The organism is Geothrix sp. PMB-07, from assembly GCF_030758935.1.
Classification (GTDB): Bacteria; Acidobacteriota; Holophagae; order Holophagales; family Holophagaceae; genus Geothrix.
In genome coordinates this window covers 804,094-820,807 of record NZ_CP132333.1, presented here as the reverse complement: position 1 = coordinate 820,807, position 16,714 = coordinate 804,094, and the positions used below count along the sequence as shown (strand labels likewise).

Below are 16,714 nucleotides of genomic sequence, written 5' to 3'. Positions count from 1 at the left end.
GAGGAGGCTGGTTGCTCGGCGGGAAAGGACGTCGAACACAGGAAGGCAGGGCTTCGATCCGGCGGATGGCCGGACGACTCGCCCTCGGCTTGCTGGCCTTGAACCTGTGGTCTCAGCCGCCACGGCACTAGACCCGATTTGACCGGCCTGCGGTGTTCGAGCACCTGACCATGGCCCAAGGCCTATCGCAGAGCACCGTATATTGCAGCCTGCAGGATAGTCGTGGGTTCCTGTGGTTCGGCACGGAGGACGGCCTGAACCGCTACGACGGGGTGCGCTTCAAGGTCTTCCGCAGGGAGGAGGGAAACCCCGCCAGCCTCGGTGGCAATTGGGTCACCAGCCTGGTGGAGGATCCGCACCGGAACCTGTGGATCGGCACCATGGCCGGCGGTATCAACCGCCTGGATCGGGCCACCGAGCGCATCCAGCGTTTCCTCCCCACGGCCCCTTCCGGTGGCGGCAACCCCACCCTGGATGTCACGGCCATGGGCCTGGATGCCGAAGGCAATCTCTGGGTCGGCACTTACGGCCGCGGCCTCCTGATGGCCGCCAAGGATCAGCTGGGGCGGCCGCAGCCGACCTTCCGCCATTTCGAGCCCACTCCGGGAAGGCCCAGCGACCTGCCAGGGATCAATGTGCACGCCATCTTCACGGACAGCCGCGGCGATCTCTGGATCGGCTTCCAGGATGGCGGGGCCGTGCGGCTGATGCGCGGCACAGCCCACGGAACCCCCCGCTTCGAGCGCCTGGACACCGAGGACCAGCGGTTGCACCAAAGCGCGCCCACCAACGTGAACAGCATCGCCGAGGATGACCAGGGCGTGGTGTGGGTGGGAGATGACCATGGCCTGTTCGCCTGGGTTCCCGGCGAGTCTGGATGGCAGCGGCATGTCCATCGCCCGGCCGACAAGGAGAGCCTGGGCATGGATGTGGTCCGGCGGGTCTACCGGGATGGCGCCGGGGTGATCTGGGTCGGTACCGATGGTGGTGGCCTGCAGCGCATGCTCCCGCGGCCCAGGCCCGGCGACCAGCCCCGATTCAAGGCCTTCCTTCACGACAACGCCGATGCTTCCAGCCTGGCCGCGAACGGCGTGGAGTCGATCATGGAGGATGCCTCCGGGGTGCTCTGGGTGGGCTCCTATGTGTCGGGCCTGAACAAGCTCGTCCTCAACCGCGATGAGAAAGTCGTGCGGGAACGCCATCCGCTGAGCCAGTTCCGGCATGCACCGGCGGACCCGACCAGCCTCAATGGCGGAGCCGTGAATGCCGTGCTGGTAGACCGCCGTGGCCAGCTCTGGGTGGGCACCGAAGGCGCAGGGCTCAACCGCGGCACACCCAGGGGCGAGCGCCTCGCCTTCGAGCGCATCCGCGCCTCCATCGGCCAGCCCGGAGCCCTGCAGGATGAGGTCATCACCACCCTCTATGAGGACCGGGAGGGCCGTCTCTGGGCGGGGTCCTACATGGGCGGCCTGATCCGCATCGAACAGAAAGCACCGGCCGGGCCACCCCGTTTCACCCATTACAAGAACGATCCCAAGCGCGCGGATTCCATGGCCAGCAACTTCGTGGAGTGCATCCTCCAGGATCGCCGTGGGCGCCTCTGGGTGGGCACGGTGGATGGCGGCCTTCACCAGTTCCATCCCGACAAGGGCACCTTCACTCGGGTTGCCCTGGCACCCAAAGGCGAGCCCGGCACCAACAGCGTGTATTCGATGGTGGAAGACGCCTTTGGGACGCTTTGGCTGGGCACCCTGGAAGGCGTGCTCCGCTTCCGCCCCGACACCGGTGAGGTCAGGGCCTACCGGGCCAATGGCCGACCCGGCTCCCTCAGCCATCCCAATGCCTTCGCCCTGCACCTCAGTCCAACCGGGGTGCTGTGGATCGGCACCAATGGCGGTGGCCTCTGCCGCACTGTGATTCCGCCCTGGCAGGGCCCGGAACCCACGTTCGCCCATTTTGGAACGGCAGACGGGCTGCCCAGCAACGTGGTGGAGAGCATTCTGGAAGACCGGCATGGCACGCTGTGGCTCAGCACCAGCCGAGCCCTCTGCGCCTTCGATCCCGAGCCGGGCCGGGGCCGGAACCTGGGCTGGCAGGAGAACCACCTGGGCAATGAGTACGTGCGGAACGCCTCCTTCATGACCCCCGAGGGTGAGATGTTCTTCGGGGGCACGAAGGGCTTGAACGTGTTTCACCCGGAGGATCTGAAACTCAACCCCGAACCGCCCCGCCTGGCCATGACGGGTTTCCAGATCCTCAATCAGCCGGTGCCCGTGCTGACGCCGTTCCGGGGGAGGACGGCCCTGGAACGGTCCATCACGGAGAGCCCGGAGATCACCCTCACCCACGGGGACTTGGTGTTCTCCCTGGAATTCGCAGCCCTGCACTACGTCGCCCCAGGCCGCAACACTTACACCTACACCATGGAGGGCCTGGAGCAGGGCTGGAGCGAAGCAGGCGAACGCAACTTCGTCACCTATTCCACCCTGCCCCCGGGCCAGTACACCCTGAAGGTGCGGGCGTCCAACTGCGATGGCCAGTGGAACCCGGAACCTCTCCAACTGCGAATCAAGGTGCTGCCCCCCTGGTGGGGCACCTGGTGGTTCCGGCTCGCTGCGGGGCTGGCCCTGGTCGCCGGCGTGGGCGGCCTCATCCAATACCGCCTGCGCAGCCTGCGGAGCCACAACGCAGAACTGGAAGCCCGCGTGGCCCAGCGCACCGAGGCCCTGGCGGCGGCCAATCAGAAGCTGTTGGAAGTGGATCAGCAGCGCGAAAGCCTCACGGCCATGCTGGTGCATGACCTACGCTCGCCGCTCACCTCCATCCACGCGACCCTGGATCTCCTGGAAGACCGAGGCACGTTTGACCTCACGGCCATCGAGCGCTGCCGCCTGGCCAGCCGCCGCATGATCGACATGCTGACGGATCTGCTGGACATCTTCCGCTCCCAGGAGCGGGACATGGTGCTGGATTGCGGCCCCATCCACCTGCCCGAAGTGCTGGGCGCCACCTATGCCTCGTACCAGGCCCAGGCCCACCAGAAGGGCCTCGCCTTGGATGTGGACTACCACTGGGAGCTGCCGCTGGTCATCGGCGACCGGGCCAAGGTGGAGCGGGCCGTCGCCAACCTGGTGGGCAACGCCCTGAAGTTCACCCCCAAGGGCGGGCGCATCAGCATCAGCGCCTCACTGGATGTTCCCGAGGATCCCCGTTGGATGGAAGTAAGGGTCTCTGATACGGGCCGGGGGATTCCCAAGGAAGAACTGCCCACGCTCTTTGACCCCTACCGGCAGATCCAGGCCCGGGATGCCGATCTCGGGGCGGGCCTGGGCCTGGCCATCGTCAAGCGCATCATGGATGCCCATGCCGGGGAGGTGCGCGTGGAAAGCGAGGAAGGCCATGGCACCACCTTCGTGCTGCGCTTTCCGCTGAGGCAAGAAAATCGACAGTCCCTGCTCTGAGCCAGAGCGCTACCCCACGCACGAAGGGGCGGGTATGCTGGGGCTCCCCCTGTAAACGCCCACCGGGCCATTCAACCCCTTCACCGGAGTGTGCCGTGATGCGTATCCGTACCCGTGGAACGATCCTTCATCTCGCCGCTGCCCTGATGGCCGCGGGTTGCTATGGCTTCGCCTCGGAGACTGCCCAGCCAGCCGCCACAGTCACCCTGAAGGCCCTGCCCCGCCCTCTCTCGTGGAGGAACCAGCCCAAGGCCTTCCAGGTGATCGGAGACGATGGGCTGGCCATCACCGCCGCCACGGGCACGGACCTCTATCCTTCGGACGGCAAACTCAATGCGACCGCGCCCATGCTGCTGTTTCCCGCGGACGAATCCTTCGTACTGACGGTGCAGGTGAAGGTGGACTTCCGCAAAGAATTCGATGGTGGCTTCCTGGTGGCCTGGGCCGACGATCAGCACTGGACCAAGCTGCTTTTCGAGAAGAGCCACTACGGCCCATCTTCGGTGTGCTCTGCCGTCACCAAGGGCGAGGTGGATGACTGCGTGAACGGCGACATCGCGGGCAACACCGTCTGGCTGCGCGTGACCCGAAACGGCGATGAGATGGCCTTCTACGATTCCCTGGACGGGAAAAGCTGGACCTACGTCCGCCTCTTCAAGTTCCCGAGCAAAGGCCCCCTGCGCCTCGGCTTCGCCTCGCAGGCCCCCGTCTCGGATCAGTGCCGGACCGTGTTTTCCCACATCTCTTACAAGCCGAAGCCCCCGGCGGAATTCTGGTCGGGTGAGCCCGCCAAATAGGCCCCGCCGTGAGCGCCCCCGACCTGGAATCCCGGCTGATCGAATTGGCCCGCCAGAGGGGCCTGCTGACCGAAACCGGGATGACTCAGCCGACCCATCCCGGCCTCCCTGCCTCCGGCGCGGAGGGCCTCACCACGGAATCGATGGACTTCGGTCCCCGGATATCCGCGCTGCTCAGGTCTGGACAGATCCAGCATCACGACCTTCAGGCCCTCATCGCCGAGCTTCTGCAGGAACCCAGTTTCACGGCCACGGTGGGCCCTGGAGACGAGCCGGGCGGCACTGAGGCGCTGTCCTGGCTGGGCTACAAGGATCTCCGCATCCTCGGCGCAGGCGTGAACGCCCTGGTCTACCGGGCCCATGATCCCCAGCTGGGTCGCTGGGTGGCCTTGAAGTTCCCCCAGGCGGGACGTTTCGTGGTGCACCTGCTCAAGGAGGCCCGCGCCCAGGCCAGCGTGGACCATCCCCACGTCCTCAAGGTGCTCGAGGTGGGCGAGCACCAGGATCGTCCCTTCATCGCCCTCCAGCTCGTGGAAGGCGGCAGCCTGCTGGAAACCGCTTCCGCCTTCTCCATCGAAACGCGGGCCCGCCTCATCAAGGATGTCGCCGAAGGCCTCCAGGCCGCGCACGACCAGGGTCTGCTCCACCTCGACCTGAAGCCCGACAACATCCTGGTGGACACCTCGGATCCCGGTCGGCCCTGGGCCTACCTCACTGATTTCGGCCAGGTGATGGAGGCGTCCCAGGTGGGCGGCCAGCGATGCCTCGGCGCCATCCCCTACGCCAGCCCTGAACAGCTGGCTGGGGACGCGGCGCGCCTCGACCGGCGGAGCGATGTCTTTGCCCTGGGCGCCACCCTCTACACCGTCCTGGCTGGCGCGCCCCCCTTTGACACATTGGACCCGGTGGCCCGACAGCACACCACCCCGGTCCCTCTGAGGCGGCGGAACGCCAAGCTGCCGGAGGACCTTGAGGCCATCACCCGCAAATGCCTGAACCGGCAGCCCGAGGACCGCTATCCCTCCGCCAAGGCTCTCGCGGATGATTTGCAGCGCTACCTGGAAGGGCGGCCCGTCTCCGCCCGGCCCGCTCGCGCAACCTATGTCCTGGGCAAGTGGGCGTTCCGGAACCGCGGCCTGGCTTCTCTCGGGGTCGCCACCCTACTGTTGCTGACCGGCCTGGGCGCCTGGAACCTCCTCGCCGCACGGCGTCAGGCCCTCCACCTTCTGCATGCGGAGCGCAGCGCCAAGGACGTGGAAGGCATGGAACAGCAGCTGCGGTTTGCCCACCTCGCCCGCCTGCACGACCGCCGCCCCGCCGTGGCCAAAGTGCGGGAAACCATGGCCCGCATCCTCCAGGACATGGCCACGGGCGGCCGTGAGGCGTTCGGTCCCTGCGCCTATGCCCTGGGCATGGGCCATGCCAGCCTCGGAGAATGGGACGAGGCCCGCAGCATGCTGCATGCAGCCTGGAGCCATGGTTTCCGGACCCCGGCCTGTGCCCAGGCCTGGGGCGAGGTGCTGACCAGGCTCTTCGTCCAAGGGAAAGCCGCCATCCGGGTGGCGGACCCCCAGCAGCGGCAACAGGAAACCCAGAAACTCCAGGTGGAATTCCGGGATCCCGCCCTGACCAGCTTCCAGGCAGCCCGTGAGGGCGGACTCCACACCCGCTATCAGGACGCCATGATGGCCTACCTGAAGGGCGACCGTTCCCTGGCGATGGCCGAAGCCGAGGCGGCAAGCCGTGAGGCGTCCTGGCACTACCAAACGGACCTGCTCCGCTGCGCCATTCTCAATGAGCAAGCCAAGGAAGCGATGCTGAGCGGTGATCATCCTGCTGCCCAGCGGCACTACCTGGCCAAACTCGCCATCGCCGAAAACCTGGTGCGGATAGCCCCCAGCGATCCCTCAAATTGGATCGTGCTGGGAGACACGCATTGGAATCTGTGGAACACCGATCAGTCCCAGCCATGGATGGAGCGGGCGGCGCAATCGTACGAGATGGCGCTCCAGGCTGATCCCGGCTTTCCAGCGGCCTATGGAAACCTGTCCGCGACGATGGCACCTATGGCCCGGGCTGCGGATCAGCGTGGAGAAAGCCCCCTGCCCATCTACGACCGAGGAGTGGCCCTGGCGGAGCAGGGCCTTCGCCACACGCCCGCGGATCGCATGAACCCCGCGCTCTGCGAGGCCCTGCTCTGGCGGGCCCAGGGGATCGGACAGTTAGGCGGAGACCCTCGCCCCGATCTTGAGCGGGCCAACCAGGTTCTGCAGGAACTCACCAGCCGCTTCCAGCCCGATGAAAAACTCTGCAACCTCCATGTAGCCCTTTCCAAAAACCGCGCCATTGCCGCCTTCGACCATGGTGAAGATCCCCTCCCCCTCGCCCGGGAAACCCTGCGCTGGGCAGAGGAACTGGTGCGTTTCGCGCCAGGAAGCATCAGCCGGGAAATGGGGGTGCTCCGGGAAAGGATTGACATCGCCGAGTGGGAGATGGAATTGGGTGAGCCTTTTTCCACGCCGCCGGTTCGGCTGGAGCAGCAATCCATCGACCTGCTCGCACGCCTGGTTCCTGCGGCGAAGTCTCTCCGAAGGCTATGCCTCACCCACCTTGGGAAAGCCCGCCTCTTCAAGGCGGAAGAGCTTCAGCGCTCCGGAGGTGATCCCATTCCAGCCTATCAAGCGGCCATGAGCGCCTTCCGGGAGGGTATCCAGGCGGATCCGGAGCGAGCCCCCTTCGCCCAAATCGAATTGGCGAACGGCGCCACCTGGGTGGGCACCGGGCTTCAAGCCCATGGCTCGGATCCCAAACCTCTGCTTCAAGAGGGGCTGGTATCTGCCCAACAAGCCCTGGCAAGCAAGCCACACAATCAAGAAGCCCTCATCGCGGAACACATGCTCAGCTACCTGCTGGCACGATGCGAAGGCTCCGCTACCCGCGAGCGGACGGGACTAAACCGTCTCCGCCAGTGGGTCAAACAGCACCCCCAAGAGCGGAGGAGCCTGCAAATCGTGATGGATCGCTGGCAACGAAGTCCTTAGATAATCTACCGGATGGCCTCGGGGTTCCGTGCCTCCAGCTTTCCCTTCACCCGTTCCACGGCCTTGGCGGCCAGGGCGTAGCGGGGGTTCTCCTCCAGGGCGTGGCGGTAGTGTTCCAACGCCTTGTCGAGCTGGCCCTTGGCCTCGTAGACCCGGCCCAGGTTGAAGTGAGGGAAGCAGTAGCTCTCGTAGCGCTTGGCCTTCAGCGCCATGCGCAGCCAGGGAATGGCATCATCGGGTTCGTTCTGCTCCACGTAGTAGGCGCCGATGTCGTTGTAGGGGTTGCCGAATTCGGGATCCAGATCGATGGCCCGGTGGCAATCCTCGATGGCCGAGGCGTAGTCCTTCTCGAAGGAGCGGGCCCAGCCCCGGAAGGTGTAGGCCTCCGCCGTGGGGTGGATCTCGATGGACTTGGTGTAGAGGGCGATGGCCTTCTCCACCTCGTTCTTCATATGGAGCTGGTAGGCCTTCCCCACCCACTCCATGGCCTCCTGGCGCTTGTCTTTGTTGTCCTGTGCGTCGCTCATGGGTGGACCTCGACGCCCACAGGATAAAGCCTTTGGCAGCCGCTTCAGCAGGAATCTCAATCGGGGGTTTCACCCCTCGCATTACGAAAGACAACCTTCACATCATCTTTCCTCGCCATTGAATCCGTTTCCTGTTTAATATGGCTCCTGAGTTCTTTCATTGGGGGTCCCAACATGGATTCAACCCTTCTTCAACTTCCCGCCTACGTGGCGAATCAGAAATTCGCCGGGTGGCTGAAGGAGGTCGTTGACCTCTGCCAGCCCGATGCGATCCATTGGTGCGACGGTTCCGAGGAGGAATTCGACCTTCTCTGCGGGCGCCTGGTCGAGGGTGGCACCTTCCGGAAGCTGAACCCGGCCAAGCGGCCCAACAGCTACCTGGCCTGGAGCGATCCCATCGACGTGGCCCGCGTGGAGGACCGCACCTTCATCTGCTGCAAGCAGAAGGCCGATGCCGGTCCCACCAACAACTGGAAGGATCCCGAGGAGATGAAGACCCTCCTCCGGGGCCTCTTCAAGGGTTGCATGAAGGGCCGCACCCTCTATGTCATCCCCTTCAGCATGGGCCCCCTGGGCAGCCCCATCGCCCAGATCGGCGTGGAACTGTCCGATTCGCCCTACGTGGCCGTGAACATGAAGATCATGACCCGCATGGGGAAGAAGGTCTGGGATGTGCTCGGCAACGGCGACTTCGTGCCCGCCCTCCACTCCGTGGGCATGCCCCTGGCCGCCGGCCAGAAGGACGTGTCCTGGCCCTGCAACGCTGAAAAGTACATCGTGCACTTCCCCGAAGAGCGCAGCATCTGGAGCTTCGGCAGCGGCTACGGCGGCAACGCCCTGCTCGGCAAGAAGTGCTTCGCCCTGCGCATCGCCAGCACCATGGCCCGCGACGAGCGCTGGCTGGCCGAGCACATGCTGATCCTGGGCCTGGAGAAGCCCAACGCTCAAGGAAAGGCCGAGAAGACCTACGTCGCCGCCGCCTTCCCCAGCGCCTGCGGCAAGACCAACTTCGCCATGATCCAGAGCCCCGAGGCCTTCAAGGACTGCAAGGTCACCACTGTGGGCGATGACATCGCCTGGATCAAGCCCGGCCCCGATGGCCGCCTCTACGCCATCAACCCCGAGGCGGGCTTCTTCGGTGTGGCGCCTGGCACGGGCATGAAGTCCAACCCCAACGCCATGCTCACCATCACCAAGAACACCATCTTCACCAACGTGGCCCTCACGGCCGACGGCGATGTGTGGTGGGAAGGCATGACGGACGAGGTGCCGGACGGCCTCACCAACTGGCAGGGCCAGCCCCACGACAAGACCAGCGGCAAGCCCGCCGCCCACGCCAATGCCCGCTTCACGGCCCCCGCCTCCCAGTGCCCCACCATCGATCCCAAGTGGGAGGACCCCGCAGGCGTGCCCATCAGCGCCTTCATCTTCGGCGGCCGCCGCGCCACCACCGTGCCCCTGGTCATGCAGCCCGTGAACTGGAACTTCGGCGTCTACTTCGCCGCCACCATCGGCTCCGAGATGACCGCCGCCGCCGCTGGCACCCTGGGCCAGGTGCGCCGCGATCCCTTCGCCATGCTGCCCTTCTGCGGCTACCACATGGGCAGCTACTTCGACCACTGGCTCCAGATGGGCCGCGAGCTGCCCAACCCGCCGAAGATCTTCCTCGTGAACTGGTTCCGCAAGGGCCAGGACGGCAAGTTCCTCTGGCCCGGCTACAGCGAGAACATGCGCGTGCTGAACTGGGTGGTGGAGCGCGTCCACGGCCGCGCCTTCGCCATGGAAACGCCCCTGGGCTGGATGCCCCGCAAGGAAGACCTCGACCTCACGGGCATCAAGGGCTTCGACGACAGCCGCTATGCGGAGCTCACCGCCATCAACAAGGATGAGTGGCGCCGGGAGCTGCTGCTGCACGAGGAACTCTTCGAGCAGGTCTATGACCGCCTGCCCAAGGAATTCCCGCCCATGCGCCAGCTGCTGCTGGCCGCCCTGTGGCGCACGCCCAACAAGTAGGCCACACCGTTTCAACCGCCAGGGGCGCCGTTCTGCGGCGCCCCTGGTTTGTTCATGGCCCAAATTGAGCGCGGCCCCGGCCCGTTCCCTTCTATTCTGGTTTCATGGCGAACGATCTCCCAGGCTCCTACTGCCAGAACTGTCTTTCCTGGAACCCCGGGGATCGGGAGACCTGTCTCAAGTGCGGCACCCGGCTCCTCATCCTCGCCGGGGACCAGACCTGGGAGGATGAGCCCGAAGACGGCGAAGAGGGCGAGGATCTGGAAGAACACCTCCTCGAGCGCATCACCGGGCTGGAAGAAACCATGCGCCGGGTGGAGACCTACCTGGAGACCGTGTCCGATCAGTTGGGCAAGCTGGAGCGCAGCGAGGTGATGCTCCGCAACGGGCTCATGGCCCTGGTCCAAGAAATGGAGCAGAACCGCCAGCTGGATGCCCACGCCTTTTCCGAGCGCTGGGAGAGCCTCGTGGAGGAGAACCTCCACCTCATCAGCGCCCGGGAGCTGTTCACCCGCTACCGCGCGCGCATCCTGCCCATCGCCCGGCCCAAATCCATGGCCCAGCTCAAGCGGGCCCTGTTGGAGACCACCGCCCTTCTGGAGGCCGCCGATCTGCCCGGCGCCGCTCAGCGCCTGGGTCAGGCCCTGCCCCTGGATCCCAAGAACTACGAGCTGATCTTCACCGCCGCCTCGCTCTACGAAGCCTCACAGAATTTCGAAGAAGCCGAGGCTCTGGCCCGGAAGGCCGTGGGCCTCAGCCCCCGCCACTTCGAAGCCTGGATGCTGCTGGGCAAGCTGCTGCAGGAGCTGCCCGAGCAGGCTGACCAGGCCATCGAGGCCCTGCACCAAGCCGCAGACCTCCGCCCCGAAGACGCCGAACCCCGCATGATGCTGGCGGAGCTGCTCCTCGACCAGGACGACCTGCAGGGGGCGCTCGAAGCCGCCCAGGAGGCCGTGGTCCGGCGCAAGGATGGCGAAACCCTGCTGCTGCTGGGCCAGGTGCACCTCGCCCGCGGCGAGAGCGCCATGGCTGTGCCCGCCCTCAAGGAGGCCAGTGCCTACCTGCCCGGCGACCTGCATGTGCGTGAAGCCCTCGCCGAGGCCTACCTGCTTCAGGAAGAGCGCTCCAAAGCCTTCGCCATCCTCCAGGAACTGCTCCTCCAGAACCCCGGCGATCCCCAGCTGCTGCTCATGGTTGACGCCGAGAGCCACCCCCAGCTGCGGGAGGCCCGGGATGGCAAGGCCGGTACCCAGCTGCTGCTGGATGAGGCCGAAGCCCTCCTTGAAGAGAATCAGACCGAAGGGGCCGAAGTGCTCCTCAAGCGGGTGCGCCGCAAGGGGCGCAGCCAGCGCTCCGAGTGGCTGGACCTGCGCCTGGCCTTCTTGAAAGATCCCGAAGGTCGGCTCAAGGCGGCCCTGGACTTCGCCGCCTCTGACCGTCATCCGCGCCTCTGCTTCCTGGCCCTGCGCCTGGTGCTGGAGCACCTCATGGAACAGAAGCGGGAACCCGAGATCACCAAGGCCCTGGACACCTACCTGAGCCGCCATCCCAAGAGCACCGGCGCCTGGGAAGCCGCCCTGATGCGCCAGGCCTACCGCCTCATGAACGGGCAGATCACCGAGCAGGATCTCCAGGAAGTCCGCCGCCTCCACACCCACCCCCTGCCCGGTCTGGAGCCCCGCGCCCGCACCCTGCTGGGCCAATACCTGCTGGCGCTCAAACACCACCAGGAGGTGGTGGATCTCATCGACCCCCTCATCGAAAAAGAACCCACCCTCATCCATCACTTCCAGCTCGGGGCCGCCCTGGCGGGGCTGGGGGACCGGGAAGGCGCCCGAGCCCTGCTGAGGGCCGGACTGGACGCCGACCCCGGCGATCTCAACGACAGCCAGGCCAAGGGCGTCAAGGGGCAGATCAAAGGCCTGCTGCAGGAGCTGAACGAGTCCGCCCGAGCCTGAGGCGCTCGTGACCGAGGCCACAGCCTATTAAGTTGACAATTTTAGTCGAGATTCCAGAATGGAAGGAATCGGGAGACGGCCATGAGCACCACCTTGAACGTGGTCACCAGCCAGGAATACAAGTACGGCTTCGTGACGGACATCGAGGCGGACAGCGTTGCGCCCGGCCTGAACGAGGACGTGATCCGCTTCATCTCCGCCAAGAAGGGCGAGCCGGATTGGCTGCTGGAGTTCCGCCTCAAGGCCTACCGCCACTGGCTGACCCTGACCGAGCCCGAGTGGGCCAACGTGCACTACCCCCGGCCTGACTTCCAGAAGATCGTCTACTACAGCGCACCGAAGGCGAAGGCACCCAAGTACGCCTCCATGGACGAGGTGGATCCGGAGCTGCTGCGTACCTTTGAAAAGCTGGGCGTGCCCATCAACGAGCAGGCCTCCCTGGCGGGTGTGGCCGTGGACGTGGTCTTTGATTCCGTCAGCGTGACCACCACCTACAAGGAAAAGCTGGCCGCCGTGGGGATCATCTTCTGCAGCTTCAGCGAAGCCGTAAAGGAACACCCCGAACTGATCAAGAAATACCTGGGCAGCGTGGTGCCCGCCGCCGACAACTTCTACGCGGCGCTCAACAGTGCGGTGTTCACGGACGGCAGCTTCGTCTTCATTCCCAAGGGCGTCACCTGCCCCATGGACCTGAGCACCTACTTCCGCATCAACAACAAGGAATCGGGCCAGTTCGAGCGCACGCTCATCGTGGCCGAGGAAGGCGCCAGTGTCAGCTACCTGGAGGGCTGCACGGCCCCCCAATTCGACACCAACCAGCTGCATGCGGCGGTGGTGGAACTGGTGGCCCTCGATCACGCCTCCATCAAATACAGCACCGTGCAGAACTGGTATGCCGGCGACAAGGATGGCGTGGGCGGCATCTTCAACTTCGTGACCAAGCGCGGCCTCTGCAAGGGCCAGGGCTCCCGCATCAGCTGGACCCAGGTGGAGACCGGCAGTGCCATCACCTGGAAGTACCCCAGCTGCATCCTGCTGGGCGACGACAGCATCGGCGAGTTCTACAGCGTGGCCCTCACCAACCACAAGCAGCAGGCCGACACCGGCACCAAGATGGTGCACATCGGCCGCAACACCAAGAGCACCATCGTCAGCAAGGGCATCAGCGCCGGTGACAGCTCCAACAGCTACCGCGGCTTAGTGAAGATCCAGCCCAAGGCCGAGGGCGCCCGCAACTTCAGCCAATGCGACTCCATGCTCATCGGCCAGACCTGCAGTGCCAGCACCTTCCCCTACATCGAGGTGCAGAACCGCAGCGCCCGGGTGGAGCACGAAGCCACCACCAGCAAGATCGGCGAAGAGCAGCTCTTCTACTTCCAGCAGCGCGGCATCCCCGCCGAGGAAGCCATCAGCATGATCATCAACGGCTTCTGCAAGGACGTCTTCCGCGAACTCCCCATGGAATTCGCCGTGGAAGCCACCAAGCTGCTCTCGCTGAAACTCGAAGGAAGTGTGGGATGAGATTTGCCACAGATGAACACGGATCAACACGGATACCACCCCTGATCCCCGCTCATCTGTGTTCATCCGTGTTCATCTGTGGCTAGGAGTCTTTTCATGCTCTCGATTAAAAACCTCACCGCTTCAATCAACGGCACGCCGGTGCTGAAGGGCATCGATCTGGAGATCAAGGCCGGGGAGATCCACGCCATCATGGGCCCCAACGGCTCCGGGAAGTCCACCCTGGGCAAGGTGCTGGCGGGCCATCCCTCCTATGAAGTGACGGGCGGCGAAGTCCTCTTCGAGGGCCAGAACCTCTTTGAGATGGAAGCCGATGCCCGCGCGCGGGCTGGCCTCTTCATGGGCTTCCAGCATCCCATCGAGGTGCCCGGCGTGAGCAACGCCTCCTTCCTGCGCCTGGCCTACAACAAGAAGGCCGAAGCCGAGGGCCGCGACGAGCTGGACCCGCTGGAGTTCGACGACTTCATCCACGAGAAGATCAAGCTCGTCTCCATGCGCGAGGAGTTCCTCGACCGCAGCCTGAACGAGGGCTTCTCCGGTGGTGAGAAGAAGCGCAACGAGATCCTCCAGATGGCCGTGCTGGAACCCAAGCTCGCCATCCTGGACGAGTTGGACAGCGGCCTCGACATCGACGCCCTGCGCGTCCTTGGCGATGCCGTCAACAAGCTGCAGCGCGCCGACCGCGCCCTGCTGATCATCACCCACTTCCCCCGCATTCTGGAGACCATCCAACCGCAGTTTGTCCACGTGCTCTCCGGCGGCCGCATCCTCAAGAGCTCCGGCAAGGAGCTGGCCGTCGAGCTCGAAGAGCGCGGTTACGACTGGGTGCTGGAAGAGGCCGCCGCCGGAGGCGCGCGATGACTTCGGCTGTCGGCTGCAACCTGCTTGCTGACTTGCTCAGCGGGCCCAGGCCCGCTGAGTGGGGAAAGCTGCGGGAGGAGGCTGAGGCCCGCCTGGAGGGAGGTGAGCTGCCCACCTCTGCGGACGAGGACTGGAAATACCTGGATCTGAAAAGCCTCTCTGCGCTCAGCTTCGGAGCCGCCCCAAAAGCGACTGCAGACATCAGCGGTCACCTGCTCCCCGAAATGGTGGGCACGCGACAGGTCTTCGTGAACGGCCACCACGCGCCCCACGCCAGCTGCACCTCGGCCCTGCCCGCTGGCCTGCGCTTCCTTCCGCTGTCAACGGCCAGCGAGGCCTGCCACGCCCTCGGCACCGTGGGCGCCACCGACCCCAAGAGCCTCTTCGAGGATCTGAACGCCGCCCGCTTCGAGGATGGCGCCGTCATCCTCGTGCCCAAAAACATGAAGGTGGCCCTGCCCCTGCACCTGCTCTTCATTACCCAGGCCCCGGCACCTGTGGCCGTGTTCCCGCGCCTCCTGGTGATCTTGGAGCGCGGCTCCGAGCTGGAGCTCATCGAAGAGCACCACGGCGAAGGGACCTACCTCACCGCCCCGGTGATCGAGATCCGCGTGGCCGAGGGTGCCATCCTGCGCCACGAGCGCGTGCAGCGTGACAGCATGGACGCCTTCCACCTGGGCACCCTGCGGGCCGAAGTGGCCAAGGGCGGCCAGTACCATTCGCGCACCCTCAGCTTCGGAGCCCGGCTCTCGCGGCAGCAGCCCTGGCTGCGCCTGGCCGAAGGCGTCGAGGCCACGCTGGACGGCCTGGCCCTGCTAGACGGGCAGCAGGTGGCCGACACCCACAGCTTCATCCACCACGCCGAACCCCACGCCCAGAGCCACCAGCTGCACAAGTGCATCGTGGACGGGAAGGCCCGGGCCATCTTCAACGGTCAGATCCGCGTGGCCCCCGGTGCCCAGGGCACGGACGCGAAACAGCAGAGCCGCAACCTGCTGCTGTCCGAAGCCGCCCGAGTCGACACCAAACCCCAGCTGGAGATCTACGCCGACGACGTGAAGTGCAGCCACGGCGCGGCCGTGGGCCAGCTCGATCCCGAAGAGCTGTTCTACATGCAGAGCCGCGGCCTCAACGCCGACGATGCCCGCAACCTGCTCACCTACGGCTTCGCCGCAGACGTGATCACCCACGTGCCCGTGGCCAGCCTGCGCCGGGCCCTGCGCCAGTTGGTGATGGCCCGCACCCAGGCCGCCTCGCTGGGGGATTTGTCATGACCACCACCCTTCAGCCCCTCGACGTCACCGCCATCCGCAAGGACTTCCCCCTGCTCTCCCGCGATTTCCACGGCAAGCCCGTGGTCTACCTCGACAGCGCCGTCAGCGGCCAGATGCCCCTGGTGGCCATCGAGCGCATGGCGAAGTACGAGCGCGACGAGCACACCAACGTCCACCGCGGCGTGAGCACCCTCAGCCAGGAGGCCACAGACTTCTACGAGGCCGCCCGCGAGAAGGTGCGCAAGTTCATCGGCGCCGGCTCCATCAAGGAGATCGTCTGGACCCGCGGCACCACGGAAGCCATCAACCTCGTGGCCCAGACCTATGGCCGGGTTCATGTGAAGGAGGGCGACGAAATCCTGCTCTCGGCCATGGAGCACCACGCCAACATCGTGCCCTGGCAGATGCTGGCCCAGGAGAAGGGCGCCACCATCAAGGTCATCCCCATGACCGATGCCGGCGAGCTGATCCTGGATTCCCTGGATGAGCTGATCACCGAGCGCACCAAGCTGGTCGGCGTGGTGCACGTCAGCAACGTGCTCGGCACCGTGAACCCGGTGAAGGAGATCATCGCCAGGGCCCACGCCAAGGGCGTGCCCGTGCTGGTGGATGGCGCCCAGGCGGTGCCGCACCTGCACGTGGACGTGAGGGACCTAGACGTGGATTTCTACGTCTTCAGCGGGCACAAACTATCGGGCCCCACGGGCATCGGCGTGCTCTACGGCAAGCTGGCCCATCTGGAGGCCATGCCCCCCTGGCACGGCGGCGGCAACATGATCCGCTCCGTGAGCTGGGAGAAGACCACCTACATGCCGGCGCCCGGCAAGTTCGAGGCGGGCACGCCGCCCATCGCCGCCGCCATCGGCTTGGGGGCTGCCATCGACTACCTGAATGGCCTGGGCCTGGAGCGCATCGCCGCCCACGAGCACGAGCTGCTGGTCTATGCCACCGAGCAGCTGTCGGCCGTCCCGGGCCTGCGCATCCTCGGCAACGCGAAGGACAAGGCCAGTGTCATCTCCTTCGTGGTGGAGGGCATCCACCCCCACGACATGGGCAGCCTGCTGGATGGCGAGGGCGTCGTCGTCCGCGCCGGCCACCACTGCGCCCAGCCCGTCATGGCCCGCTTCAACGTCCCCGCCACCACCCGCGCCTCCTTCGCCTACTTCAACACCCGCGAGGAGGTGGATGTGCTGGTCGCCTCCGTCCTGAAAGCGATCGAGTTGTTCAAATGAAACAGATCACCACCAAGACACCAAGCCAC

The 16,714-nt window shown here is 65.5% G+C and carries 10 protein-coding genes; 9 read left to right on the top strand and 1 reads right to left on the bottom strand.

What is annotated here, in order from left to right; translation table 11 throughout:
* Positions 1–170: 170 nt before the first annotated feature.
* The 3 genes from Q9293_RS03585 to Q9293_RS03575 all read left to right on the top strand — a co-directional run bounded on the left by Q9293_RS03585 (position 171) and on the right by Q9293_RS03575 (position 7,299).
* The gene (locus tag Q9293_RS03585; RefSeq protein ID WP_306250110.1) at positions 171–3,461 is read left to right on the top strand and encodes a two-component regulator propeller domain-containing protein; all 3,291 of its coding nucleotides are present in this window, start codon (positions 171–173) and stop codon (positions 3,459–3,461) included.
* Positions 3,462–3,559: 98 nt separating this feature from the next.
* Entirely contained in the window at positions 3,560–4,258 is a 699-nt protein-coding gene (locus tag Q9293_RS03580; protein ID WP_306252406.1) for a DUF1349 domain-containing protein, read from the top strand.
* Positions 4,259–4,266: 8 nt separating this feature from the next.
* Positions 4,267–7,299 carry a serine/threonine-protein kinase gene (locus Q9293_RS03575; protein ID WP_306250108.1) on the top strand — a complete coding sequence of 1,011 codons (3,033 nt, stop codon included), beginning with the start codon at positions 4,267–4,269 and terminating at the stop codon, positions 7,297–7,299.
* A gap of 5 nt (positions 7,300–7,304) precedes the next feature.
* Here Q9293_RS03575 and Q9293_RS03570 read toward each other — a convergent pair whose 3' ends face one another.
* A complete protein-coding gene (locus Q9293_RS03570; protein ID WP_306250106.1) occupies positions 7,305–7,826 on the bottom strand; it encodes a tetratricopeptide repeat protein in 522 nt (173 codons plus the stop codon).
* 174 nt (positions 7,827–8,000) lie between these two features.
* On the opposite strand from Q9293_RS03570, the gene Q9293_RS03565 reads away from it, so the two are divergent.
* The 6 genes from Q9293_RS03565 to Q9293_RS03540 all read left to right on the top strand — a co-directional run bounded on the left by Q9293_RS03565 (position 8,001) and on the right by Q9293_RS03540 (position 16,685).
* A complete protein-coding gene (locus Q9293_RS03565) occupies positions 8,001–9,839 on the top strand; it encodes a phosphoenolpyruvate carboxykinase (GTP) (RefSeq protein ID WP_306250104.1) in 1,839 nt (612 codons plus the stop codon).
* A gap of 104 nt (positions 9,840–9,943) precedes the next feature.
* Positions 9,944–11,797, top strand: a complete 1,854-nt coding sequence (locus Q9293_RS03560) for a tetratricopeptide repeat protein (RefSeq protein WP_306250102.1) — start codon at positions 9,944–9,946, stop codon at positions 11,795–11,797.
* A gap of 81 nt (positions 11,798–11,878) precedes the next feature.
* Positions 11,879–13,318: a Fe-S cluster assembly protein SufB gene (gene sufB / locus Q9293_RS03555; RefSeq protein WP_306250099.1), complete on the top strand. Its 1,440-nt coding sequence runs from the start codon at positions 11,879–11,881 to the stop codon at positions 13,316–13,318.
* A 96-nt stretch (positions 13,319–13,414) separates the two neighbouring features.
* Positions 13,415–14,179: a Fe-S cluster assembly ATPase SufC gene (sufC, locus tag Q9293_RS03550; protein WP_306250097.1), complete on the top strand. Its 765-nt coding sequence runs from the start codon at positions 13,415–13,417 to the stop codon at positions 14,177–14,179.
* The gene (gene sufD / locus Q9293_RS03545) at positions 14,176–15,453 is read left to right on the top strand and encodes a Fe-S cluster assembly protein SufD (RefSeq protein WP_306250095.1); all 1,278 of its coding nucleotides are present in this window, start codon (positions 14,176–14,178) and stop codon (positions 15,451–15,453) included. The genes sufC and sufD overlap by 4 nt, the downstream gene beginning before the upstream one ends.
* Positions 15,450–16,685, top strand: coding sequence for a cysteine desulfurase (locus Q9293_RS03540; RefSeq protein ID WP_306250094.1), 1,236 nt, complete (start codon positions 15,450–15,452; stop codon positions 16,683–16,685). Before sufD ends, Q9293_RS03540 begins: the two co-directional genes overlap by 4 nt.
* The last annotated feature ends 29 nt before the right edge of the window (positions 16,686–16,714 follow it).